Raw genomic sequence first — 12095 nt, forward strand, 5'->3', positions numbered from 1 at the left:
CTTGACAGGGTGCAGTTCATGCCAATGGATTAGTCCTTATTTATTTGAATGTTGCGATTTTGATTGTGCAGTTTGCCTAGGAATATGATTCGTGTCCATAGCCTCTTTTGCATATTAGTTTCCTCGGGTGTCAGCAAATTACCCAATTGCTTTAAGTGATGTAGTTGAAACATTTTTATATGCCTACACATGATACGTTTCTCTAAGCATACCATTCATGTATAGTTAGATTTGGCAAAAGTAAAAAAACATCAATATCTATATGATGCAATAGATATTGATGTTTATGTTCGTATGTAAATTATTGTTGATCTGATTTTCTAATTCCTGCAACGCCATAATGAGAAGTTTTCATTTCTTCTATTACAACTTGTATAGCTTCTTTGTTTGCGCCTGTTGTTTTCTCTACTGCATTAGTAACTTCTGTGACTAAATTTTTTAGTTGTTCATCAGAGCGACCTTCTAACAATTTTACATTTACTATTGGCATTTAAATCCCACCTTAATCTATTTTTATATATTATAGCATGAAAATTCACAAAATTATAAAAATAACAACAAGAACAAACGTTCTTATTTAAGTTGAAATAGAACATTTGTTCTTGTATAATATAAGTGATTAGGGGAGGAATGTCATATGTATGAATTTTATGATTACAATCTGCTAGAGGAAAGAGATATATTGTGTATTGATCAGAAAAGTTTTTTTGCAAGTGTTTCTTGTATACAAAAAGGTCTAGATCCAATGAAAGAAAAGTTAGCAGTTGTTGCAGATACTAAGAGACAGGGATCAGTTGTATTAGCTGCTACGGGTCCACTAAAAGCTATAGGTATAAAAACAGGATCGAGATTATTCGAAATTCCTCATAGAAATGATATATATATTATCAATCCAAGCATGAGAAAATATTTGGAAGTTTCAGTAGCAATCTCTAAAATTGCTTTACGCTATGTCGCTCCGGAAGACTTACATCAATATAGCATTGATGAATTCTTTATGGATGTAACAAATAGTTATCACAGATTTAGTAGTACAATTCAGTCTTTTTGCAAAAAGCTACAATATGAAATTCTAGAAGAAACAGGTATACATTGTTCAATAGGAATTGGTTCAAATATGTTATTGAGTAAAGTTGCAATGGATATAGAAGCAAAACATACTAATAGTTTCATTGCTGAATGGAGATATCAAGATGTGCCACACAAACTTTGGCCTGTTTCACCATTGAGTAAATTTTGGGGAATTAGTAAAAAAACAGAAGCAAAAATGAATAAACGCGGTATTTTTACTATAGGAGATCTAGCGCATTATCCATATCAATATTTAAAAAGGGATTTTGGTACAGTAGGTGTGGATTTACACTTGCATGCGAATGGTATTGATCAAAGTAGAATAAGAGACAAGTATAGTGTAGTTAATCCCTCGATTTGTAAAAGTCAAATATTGATGCGTGATTATCGTTATGAGGAAGCTAAAGTAGTGATGCAGGAGTTAATTGAGGATGTAGCGAGTCGTGTTAGAGCAAGAAATAAATTAGCTAAGACGATACATTTTTCATTTGGTTATAGTGATCATGGAGGGGTGCATAAGCAATACACATTAGAGGATCCAACTAATTTAGAAGGTACGATTTTCAAGGTGGTAGAATCTTTAGCTGACAAATTATGTGATTCAACAATGCTATATAGAACAGTGAGTATTTCACTCACACAGTTTATAGATGAGCGAAATACACAATTGAATTTATTTATAGATGAATACGAAAGAAAAAGAAATGAAAAATTGGCCAAAACGATTGACGCGTTACATCAAAAATTTGGTAAGGGTATCGTATCTAAAGCAATCTCTTATACAGACGCAGGTACAAAACATGGGCGTTTAGGGCTTATGGCCGGCCATAAAATGTGAAAAGGAATAATGATAAACTAAAGATTTAAAGTAGTTATAAATTAACTTCATTATCAATATGTGGAACGGGTATCATTTTAAATAAGCTTATATGGGGCGGCCCGTTCCAAAAATAATTATTAAATCAAATTGAGTGAGCGTTTAACGACACAATTTAAATCATATATCTATAACATCATTAACGAATTGTCTTGTCTATACTACGTAAGGATAAAATAAACACACACCCACCAAACTGTAAATATAATATCAGCATAAGAAGCATGTATAAAATAATAGGGTGCACATGCTTACTATGAATTATTTGAAAAAACATGATGTCTAGATAATAATAAAGCATAAATCGTATCTAGGTGCGGTGTCGTTAATTTATACTTTCGCGCTTGTCGATATAGAAAACCTTGTATTCCATCGATTTCTAATGGAGTATTTGCAAGTACATCATAATACATGCTTGTTCCCATATCATCTGGATAACCTTGATAAATTGTCAATATTTCATCAATAACATCCTCAGAAAAATTAATACCAGAGTGTTTAGCTATTATATAACCTTCTTTTAATAGTGATACACATAGCGAATAAATATGAGGTTGTTTGAGTATAGAAGCAGGCTGTATTCCAAGCGCAGTAACTGTATTGATTGCTAGATTTACTAATAGTTTATACCATATTTCCACTTCAATGTTTTTATGTAACACAAGTGAAAGTCCACTTGAAGCTAATGTTTTTTTCAATGACTCTGTGTTATCATCTCGTTGTAAGTGAAGTATCTCATCTCTAAAGTGAATCACGTGTTGATCAGTCTTTTGACCACTAATATAAGTTACAGCTTGATACATATTTGGGAAGGGGAGATTAAAGTGTTGTCCATATCCATTTTGAGCTAATATAACAATAGTAGTATCTTGAGTTAAATGGTTAATTTGTTTATATAATCCATCTAAGTGTGGGATTTTAACAGCGATGAATATAATATCTAATGGTTCGGTAATGTCCGATGCTGTAACAACATTAAGTGTCATATTTACATTTTTCGAAGGATCTTGATAGGTAATGCACGCATTACGTCTACCAATTAAATAGACTTTATGTTCTGTTGCTAAAAGTTGAACTGTGATACAACTACCGACAGCGCCAGGACCAATAATACCTATTTTTTTCATTTATAGTTGACCTCCGTTTATTTAGAAAATAAAATTATAATAGATATGCTTATGATAGTAATAAATAATAAAGTGTTAATCAACTAAAAATGTAAAATTAATTTTTTGAACAGGAGTATAAAACAAATGATAAAAACTATGATGAATGGAAAAATACATCGTGCACGTGTAACAGAAGCTAATCTTAATTATGTAGGAAGTATCACGATAGATCGCAATATTTTAGATGCGGTAGATATATTACCTAATGAGAAAGTTGCAATTGTGAATAATAACAATGGAGAAAGATTAGAAACCTATGTGATTGAAGGGGAACGTAATAGTGGAAAAATATGCCTAAATGGTGCAGCTGCTAGGCTTGTTCAAGTAAATGATATTATTATTATCATGTCTTATGTACAAGTTACAGCAGAAGAAGCATTAAATCATAGTCCAAAAGTTGCACTTATGAATGAAGATAATGAAATTATAGAGATGATACAAGAAGAAGAAGGGAAATTGATAAATTAAATATGTAGCACAGCGTTTGATATATTGGATAGTTTTAATTCAAATGCAATCGACAAAAGAACTAAATGATATGAGCCTAGCGCAAGTTTNNAAACTTGCGCTAGGCTCATATTTGGTCATATACTAAAACGTTTTTATTTTGACATTGAACTAATTAATATTTAACAGCTTCTAAATAAGTAACTGACTTAAATGTTTTTTCAAGTTTTGCATTTGTGGAAAGAAAAATTAAATTAAGCAATTACTTAACACAATCACAATGAAGTTATTAAATTATAAAGATAAGATAAAGTCTATTCAATATAAGTATCAAAGTCGCTTAATGCTTCAGCGCCTTTTTTTCGGTCTTCAGGATTTTTAAAGCTAATTCTTAATGCACCATAAATATCTTCACGAACTTCTAATATTCTTAAGTTGCTTATAGAAATATTATGTAAACTTAAGATGTGTGTTACTTGGCTGATCATACCTGGTTTGTCAGGAATATCTACATAAAGATCATACTCTATAGACAGTGCTCCTTGTGATTTAAGTGGCAATTCATCTCTATATACTTTTGCGTCATTATAAAAATCATATAACGCCTCCGGTTTATTTTCTTCAACGAGCGTGATGACATCTTCCATTTGTGATTTCCATTCCTTTAATATATCAACGATGGTATTTTTATTTTCAATGGTAATATCACGCCACATAATTGGACTGCCACTTGCAATTCTTGTAATATCTCTAAAACCTCCAGCAGCAAGTGTCTTAACAAGTGAAGAGTGAGACGCATGGTTTGCATTTAAATGCACGAGACTCGATGCAATGATATGAGGGACATGACTAACAATGCCTGTTACAAAATCATGTTCTTTTGGATTGGTAGCAATAAATTTAGCATTTGTTGTACTAAGTAATAAACGTATTTCATCAAAAGCTTTATCATTTGCAGGTTCATCGTGAACTAAAACATAAAAAGCATTTTCAAATAAATGTTTCTTTGCATTGAGCACACCGGACTTATGGCTACCTGCCATTGGGTGACCACCAATTAAGTGGATATTGTGATTTAAAAGATATTGCTCATATTGCAAAATTGTCAATTTAGTACTGCCAGTATCAGTAACGATGACATTAGGCTTCGTTTGATAGTTTGGTAGTGCTTGTAAATATTTGATTGTTTGTTGCACAGGCGTGGCATAAATAATAATATCTGCATTTTCTACACAGGCTTTATAATCACTAGATTGATAATCAATAATTCCAATAGATAAAGCCTTTTCTAGTTGAGAGCGATCTGCATCATATGCAGTAATTTCAATGTCATTGTGATAATATCTTAAATTACTGGCCAGACTACCACCAATTAAGCCTAAACCTACAAAAAGTATTTGTTTCATTTTGCTGACCACCTCTATCAAAATTTTCAGAATAGTAACATTGTATAGTAGGTGAAGTTAATTCGCAATACGTGTTTCAATTTCTATTTCATAAACAGAATTAACATATAAGGACACGATTTTAAAACACTTTTGATTCGAAACGATTTAACTAAAACAAAGGCTATATATTTAAAAAGGTTAGTCACTAATTAACTTTAAATAAACTGAAGAAATTTAAAATAAGAGTTGACAAAATTAAATGATACTTGTATTATTCTAGTTAATTCATTTTGCAACGATAGTTGCCGTTTGAAAGATAAAGTAACGTATATGATTTGTAGCAAGTAGAAAGCTAATGGCAGATGAAAATTAGCACAACATATATTGTGAATTGGGCTTTTAAACGTGAGGATAATATAATAGCATTTAAAGTGAGCAATGAAATTGTTAACTAAGGTGGCACCACGGTAACGCGTCCTTACAGCATGCGTTAGTGTGGTGTTTTTTTATAAAAAAACAAAATGTAGTAAGTTGTGAATGGTAGCAAGCAGAAAGTTAGTGGTAGATGAAAACTAACACCTACACATACTGAAATTGGGTTTTGTTGGATTAAAATTGCATAATTAAATGAGTGAGTAGATGAAACTGATAATGTCTACTAATTTAGGTGGTACCGCGCATCAGCGTCCTTAATTAATATTTAAGGATGCTGATTTTTTTATGAGGAGGAATAAAAATGAAAGTACAATATCAAAGGATAAATGCTGAAGTAACACCAGAAGCATTGGCAAGATTGAAAAAACGAAAAATAGTATTGGAAAGTACAGAACAATCTAAAGTAAAAGGACGCTATTCAATTGTAATATTTGATGTGTACGGCGCCGTGACTTTAGATAATGAAAATATGGTCATTCAATACAATGATAGGCAAAATGAAATAGAAAACGAAGCACCATATGAAAAGTTGAAAGCTTTTATAGATCAATATAAAGCAGAAATAGAAGATGAAGATTTAGCACAATTACCGTTTGTATCGGGATTTGTTGGATCGTGTAGTTTTGACTTAGTAAGACATGAATTTCCTGTATTAAAGCAAATCGATTTAGCTGACCATAAACAACACGATGCTAAATTTTACATGGTAGAGGATGTATATGTATTTGATCATTACAAAGAGCATCTATATGTTATATCCACAAACTTGTTTTCAAATGAAAGTGAAGAACAATTAGCACGCCGTGTCAAACGTCATGTTGATGAGTTACAAGACGTAAATATATATCCTGCACCTATAAAAAATGACACAAAAGCAAAAGCAATTGAGTCAAATATTGCTCCTGATCAATTTAAAAAAACTGTTAGCGAAATGAAATCGCTGATACAACAAGGAGATATGTTTCAAGTTGTACCTTCAATTATATATAAGTACAAACATGATTTTGGAATGAATTTACAACAATTATCTTATCAGCTTTATCAAAATTTAAAGAGACAAAACCCAAGTCCTTATATGTATTATTTGAATTTTGATGAACCAATTATTGTAGGTAGTTCGCCTGAAAGTTTTGTCAAAGTGAAAGGACAAAATGTAGTAACAAACCCAATAGCTGGAACAATAAAACGGGGCGCGACTGACAAAGAAGATCTTGAAAATGAAAAACAGTTAATCAGCGATGAAAAAGAGATAAGCGAACATAGCATGCTTGTTGATTTAGGTAGAAATGATATTCATAGAGTAAGTGAAATTGCTAGTTCTAAAATTGAAAAATTAATGTCAATAGAACGCTATGAACATGTGATGCATATTGTGAGTGAGGTAACAGGAAAGCTGAAATCAAATTATTCACCGATGACTGTAATCGCAAGTTTATTACCAACGGGTACCGTGTCCGGCGCACCTAAATTAAGAGCGATACAAAGAATATATGAAGCACAACCTCAAAAAAGAGGTGTATACAGTGGTGGTATAGGATATATCAACTGTAATCATGACCTAGATTTTGCCTTAGCGATTCGTACAATGATGATTGATGAAACGTATATCAATGTAGAAGCAGGATGTGGTGTCGTCTATGATTCAATACCTGAAAAAGAATTAGAAGAAACAAAATTAAAAGCCAAAAGTTTATTGGAGGTTACACCATGATATTAGTAGTGGATAATTACGATTCTTTTACGTATAACTTAGTCGATATTGTAGGAAAGACTTCTGATGTAATTATTAAATATCCAGACGATGCAGATATATTTGATTTAGAAATAGATGGTTTGGTTATATCACCTGGCCCTGGACATCCGCTAGATACTAACCATTTAGTCAATATTATTGAACATTATAAATATAAACCGATATTAGGTGTATGTCTGGGATCACAAGCATTGACATGTTACCACGGCGGAGATGTTATCCAAAGTAAAAAAATATGTCACGGAAAAAAAGATACAATGCAGATTGTAAGTGAGTCTAAACTATACCGGAATATTACAGAATATTCTGAAATAATGAGGTACCACTCATTGATTAGTGACCCAAAAACGTTACCAGATACACTAAAAATAACTGCTCAAACAAAAGATAGTATTCAATCATTTGAACATATTAATTATTTACATTTTGGTATTCAATATCACCCAGAATCTTTTGCGACAGAATATGGGGAAGCAATCATAAGTAACTTTTTAAATATAGTAGAGGAGGCCAATTATATTGAGTCTACAAAATCATATAAAACAGTATAAACCACTTGATCAAGCACAAATGAATGAATTTATAGAATTATTGATCACGGATCAATTAGAAATCGATACTAAAAGAGAACTGTTAGAAGCCTTTTCAGAGAGAGAACCGAGTCAAGCAGAATTAACATATATGTCGAAAAGTTTAATAGGGTCTATGTACCCTGAACAACCAACTTATCCTAATAGTATGTGCGTTTGTGGGACTGGTGGAGATAAATCTAATAGCTTTAATATTTCAACAACAGTATCTTTTGTATTGGCTAGTGCAGGTGTTCCAGTGATTAAACATGGTAATAGAAGTGTTACGTCAGCTTCAGGGAGTACCGATTTATTAAATGCAATGTGTATTCCAACGCGAAATGTTGAGGAAACAGAAACGCATTTAAAAGCACAAGGGCTTGTTTTTTTAAATGCGACTGAAACATATCCAATTATGAAACATATCCAACCGTTAAGGAAAGCCATTAGTAATCCAACTATTTTTAACGTTACTGGACCACTCATTAATCCGTTCAAATTAGATTATCAAGTGATGGGTGTCTATGAATCTTCACAGTTAAATAAAATTGCTCAAACATTAGCTGATTTAGGTAGAAAGAGAGCAATCGTCTTACATGGAGCCAATGGTATGGATGAAGCTACATTATCCGGGGAAAACACACTATATGAAGTAACGAAAGATAAATATATTAAATCTTATACTATTAATGCGACAGATGTAGGATTAGATTATGCCCCAAATTCAGATTTAATAGGAGGAACTCCCCAGGAAAATTTAGAAATCACAAAACAAATATTAAATGGTAAAGATCAAAGTGCGAAAAGAGATGTGGTGCTATTGAACGCAGGCATTGCCTTATATGTTTCTGAAAAAGCTGCCACCATTCAAGAAGGTGTTCATAAAGCAAAGATGCTGATTAAAAATGGAGATGCGCTCAAACAATACAACAAAATGGGAGGCAAAACGTATGACTATATTGGATGAAATCGTAGCTTATAAAAAGGAATTGTTACAAAGCGATTATTATACAAAAAAATTATCTGACCTTAAGGAAATAGACATCACGCATAAACAAACGTTTGAATCACAGTTATCACAAGCTGATCAATTATCAGTAATTGCTGAGATAAAATCAAAAAGTCCGACATTATCTGAACTTCCAGGAAGAGATTTAACACAACAGGTTAGGGCGTATGAAGCATTTGGTGCTAATGCAGTTTCAATTTTAACAGACGAACATTATTTTGGCGGAAGTTACGAACGATTACAAACATTGACACAGGTCACAGATTTACCAGTATTGTGTAAAGATTTTGTAGTTGATCCTATTCAAATTGATGTTGCCAAAAAAGCAGGAGCGTCTATCATTTTACTCATTGTAAATGTATTAACCGACAAGCAGTTGAAAGAATTATATGATTACGCGACTTCAAAAAATTTAGAAGTTTTAGTAGAAGTTCATGATAAAGAAGAGTTGGCACGTGCTTACAAGTTGAATCCCAAAATTATTGGTGTAAACAATAGAGATTTAAAACGATTTGTAACAGATGTTTTGCATACCAATGAAATTTTAGAAAATAAAAAAGCAGGTTATTATTATATTTCTGAGAGTGGCATACGTAATCAACAAGATGTATTAAACATTGTAAACGCAGGTATTGATGGTTTGCTTATTGGTGAATCTTTAATGAAATGTGATGATTTAAGTCAGTTTTTACCAAGTCTTAAGTTAGATAAGGTGAAAGGATGAAATTGAAATTTTGTGGTTTTAAAACACTTGAAGATGTAAATAAGGCAAAAGATTTAAATATTGATGCAATAGGTTTTATTCATTATCCCAATAGTAAACGTTATGTGGAAATTGATAAGATACAGGCATTTGCAAATTTAATACCAAAAGATAAAGACAAAGTAGTAATTGTAGTAAATCCAGATCATCAAACAATCAGTCATCTCATAGATAATACAAATATTAATACCATTCAATTACATGGAACAGAAAAATTAGAAACTATTCATTTTATACGTCAGAAAAAAAGTAATATAAAAATTATTAAAGCTTTGCCTGCAAAAAATGCAAATACATTAGCAAAAGACATTCGATATTATAAAGATTTTGTAGACCAATTTATAATTGATACACCTTCAATTGCTTACGGTGGTACTGGCCAATCCTATGATTGGGAAATCTTAAAAGATATAAAAGATGTAGATTTTTTAATAGCTGGCGGAATGAATTATAAAAATATTCAAAGTATAAATAAACTTAATTTAAATCACAATGGTTATGATATTGCAAGTGGTATCGAAACAAATGGTATAAAAGATAGCAATAAAATGCAAGCAATCATAGAACTTGTAAAAGGAGTTAATTAAATATGGTTAAAAACATACAGACAGAAGCAGATGAATTTGGATTTTTTGGTGATTTTGGTGGTCAATATGTCCCTGAAACGTTAATGCCAGCAATTCAAGAACTTAAACAAGCTTATGGAGAAGCTAAAATAGATCCTGAGTTTCAGAATGAACTGAATAATTATTTAAAAGATTATGTAGGAAGAGAGACACCGTTAACATATGCAGCATCATATACAAAAGCGCTAGGTGGCGCAAAAATATATTTAAAAAGAGAAGATTTAAATCATACCGGTGCTCACAAAATTAATAACGCCTTGGGTCAAGCACTTTTAGCTAAAAGAATGGGCAAAAATAAATTAGTTGCAGAAACAGGTGCAGGACAGCATGGTGTTGCTAGTGCGACAGCAGCGGCATTGTTTGATATGGAGCTCGTAGTGTTTATGGGTGAAGAAGATATCAAAAGACAAGAATTAAATGTATTTAGAATGGAATTACTTGGTGCAAAAGTTGAACCCGTAACGGAAGGTCAGGGGACGTTATCTGATGCAGTTAATAAGGCGCTACAATATTGGGTGAGTCATGTAGACGATACACATTATTTATTAGGGTCTGCTTTAGGTCCAGATCCATTTCCAACTATCGTGAGAGATTTCCAAAAAGTTATAGGTAATGAAATCAAAGATCAAATCAAAGTTAAGGAAGGACGTTTACCAGACGCGATGGTTGCATGCGTAGGTGGAGGTTCAAATGCAATTGGTACATTTTACCCATTTATTCAAGATGATGTGGCGCTATATGGTGTTGAAGCAGCAGGTGAGGGCATTGACAGTGACAAACATGCACTCGCAATAAATAAAGGACAAGAAGGTATTTTACATGGTACGAAAATGTATTTAATACAAGATGAAAATGGACAGATAGAATTAGCACATTCAATTTCAGCTGGGTTAGATTATCCGGGTGTAGGACCGGAACATTCATATTATCATGATATAGGTAGAGTTAAATATGCAACTGCTAGCGATAAACAAGCTATGGATGCCTTAGTGAAATTCACTCAGGCAGAAGGTATTATACCTGCGATAGAAAGTGCACACGCACTAAGTTTTGTAGAAGCGTTAGCACCATCTATGGATAAAGATCAAATCATTGTTGTTACTGTGTCAGGGCGCGGTGATAAAGATATGGAAACAATTAGAAATTACATGAGACAAGGTGGCGAAAGTAATGCATAAATTATTTATTCCCTATATCATGGGGAACAAAAATTTTATTGAAAACATGAAAATATTAGGTGAATCAGGCGCGGATATTATTGAAATAGGGGTTCCATTTTCAGATCCAGTAGCTGATGGACCAGTGATTATGGAAGCCGGTAATAAAGCCATACAACAAGGTGTGAATATCACATATATTTTTGATGAACTGACTGCACATCGTGATGCTATAAACAGTCAATACGTACTTATGACGTATATCAATATCATTAATCATTATGGAGAAGACGCTTTTTTTGACGCATGTGAGAAAGCTGGTGTATATGGCTTAATAATACCTGATTTGCCACATGAACTTGTCCAACAATTAAAAAATAGACATCCTCACCGTAAAGTTAATATTATTTCATTAGTTGCTATGACAACATCTGATGAACGCATCAATCAAATTGCTGAAAATGCGGAAGGGTTTATCTACACAGTTACAATGAATGCGACAACAGGAGAAAATGGAAAGTTCCATCCAGAGTTGAAACGAAAAATTGAAAAAATTAAAAACAAAGCGCATGTACCTGTAGTAGCAGGTTTTGGTATCCGAACTAAAGCTCATGTTAATGATATTAGCGAAGTAGCTGATGGTGTAGTCATCGGTAGTGAAATTGTTAAACGGTTTGAACAAGATCAAAATGCATCAACAATCGCATATCTAAAATCTATTAGAACAGCGTTAGATGATGTATAAATTAACGGTTGATGTGTAAAGTTTATTTTAGGTGGGTATTGTTTGAAATAGATAGTCAATATCGAAACACAGAATTGAATTCTAAC

At 32.4% G+C, this 12095-nt stretch carries 12 protein-coding genes; 9 read left to right on the forward strand and 3 right to left on the reverse strand.

Going from position 1 to position 12095, the window contains the following annotated elements; translation table 11 throughout:
* Positions 1–301: 301 nt before the first annotated feature.
* A complete protein-coding gene (locus KA883_RS00605) occupies positions 302–490 on the reverse strand; it encodes a 2-hydroxymuconate tautomerase (RefSeq protein WP_046208325.1) in 189 nt (62 codons plus the stop codon).
* 147 nt (positions 491–637) lie between these two features.
* Here KA883_RS00605 and KA883_RS00610 point away from each other — a divergent pair, with 147 nt between their 5' ends.
* On the forward strand, positions 638–1909 hold the full coding sequence (locus tag KA883_RS00610; protein WP_046208324.1) for a Y-family DNA polymerase: 1272 nt from the start codon (positions 638–640) through the stop codon (positions 1907–1909).
* A gap of 293 nt (positions 1910–2202) precedes the next feature.
* On the opposite strand, the gene KA883_RS00615 is transcribed toward KA883_RS00610, so the two are convergent.
* Positions 2203–3075 (reverse strand): oxidoreductase, encoded by an 873-nt coding sequence (locus KA883_RS00615; RefSeq protein ID WP_210139813.1) that lies wholly within the window; start codon positions 3073–3075, stop codon positions 2203–2205.
* A 126-nt stretch (positions 3076–3201) separates the two neighbouring features.
* Here KA883_RS00615 and panD point away from each other — a divergent pair, with 126 nt between their 5' ends.
* Positions 3202–3585: an aspartate 1-decarboxylase gene (panD, locus tag KA883_RS00620; protein WP_046208322.1), complete on the forward strand. Its 384-nt coding sequence runs from the start codon at positions 3202–3204 to the stop codon at positions 3583–3585.
* Between the two features lie 293 nt (positions 3586–3878).
* Here panD and KA883_RS00625 read toward each other — a convergent pair whose 3' ends face one another.
* Positions 3879–4970, reverse strand: coding sequence for a prephenate dehydrogenase (locus KA883_RS00625; protein WP_046208321.1), 1092 nt, complete (start codon positions 4968–4970; stop codon positions 3879–3881).
* 718 nt (positions 4971–5688) lie between these two features.
* On the opposite strand from KA883_RS00625, the gene KA883_RS00630 reads away from it, so the two are divergent.
* The 7 genes from KA883_RS00630 to trpA are packed head-to-tail and all read left to right on the forward strand — an operon-like array spanning position 5689 to position 12009.
* Positions 5689–7098, forward strand: coding sequence for an anthranilate synthase component I (locus KA883_RS00630; RefSeq protein WP_046208320.1), 1410 nt, complete (start codon positions 5689–5691; stop codon positions 7096–7098).
* Positions 7095–7691 (forward strand): anthranilate synthase component II, encoded by a 597-nt coding sequence (locus KA883_RS00635; RefSeq protein WP_046208319.1) that lies wholly within the window; start codon positions 7095–7097, stop codon positions 7689–7691. Before KA883_RS00630 ends, KA883_RS00635 begins: the two co-directional genes overlap by 4 nt.
* Entirely contained in the window at positions 7660–8676 is a 1017-nt protein-coding gene (gene trpD, locus KA883_RS00640) for an anthranilate phosphoribosyltransferase (protein ID WP_046208318.1), read from the forward strand. The genes KA883_RS00635 and trpD overlap by 32 nt, the downstream gene beginning before the upstream one ends.
* Positions 8660–9442, forward strand: a complete 783-nt coding sequence (trpC, locus tag KA883_RS00645; protein WP_210139814.1) for an indole-3-glycerol phosphate synthase TrpC — start codon at positions 8660–8662, stop codon at positions 9440–9442. Before trpD ends, trpC begins: the two co-directional genes overlap by 17 nt.
* Positions 9439–10068: a phosphoribosylanthranilate isomerase gene (locus KA883_RS00650; RefSeq protein ID WP_210139815.1), complete on the forward strand. Its 630-nt coding sequence runs from the start codon at positions 9439–9441 to the stop codon at positions 10066–10068. Before trpC ends, KA883_RS00650 begins: the two co-directional genes overlap by 4 nt.
* A 2-nt stretch (positions 10069–10070) precedes the next feature.
* Positions 10071–11285: a tryptophan synthase subunit beta gene (gene trpB, locus KA883_RS00655; RefSeq protein ID WP_046208315.1), complete on the forward strand. Its 1215-nt coding sequence runs from the start codon at positions 10071–10073 to the stop codon at positions 11283–11285.
* The gene (gene trpA, locus KA883_RS00660; protein WP_046208314.1) at positions 11278–12009 is read left to right on the forward strand and encodes a tryptophan synthase subunit alpha; all 732 of its coding nucleotides are present in this window, start codon (positions 11278–11280) and stop codon (positions 12007–12009) included. The genes trpB and trpA overlap by 8 nt, the downstream gene beginning before the upstream one ends.
* Positions 12010–12095: the final 86 nt, after the last annotated feature.

The sequence above is a fragment of the Staphylococcus sp. GDY8P54P genome (assembly GCF_017892645.1).
In the GTDB taxonomy this organism is placed as follows: Bacteria; Bacillota; Bacilli; order Staphylococcales; family Staphylococcaceae; genus Staphylococcus; species Staphylococcus ureilyticus.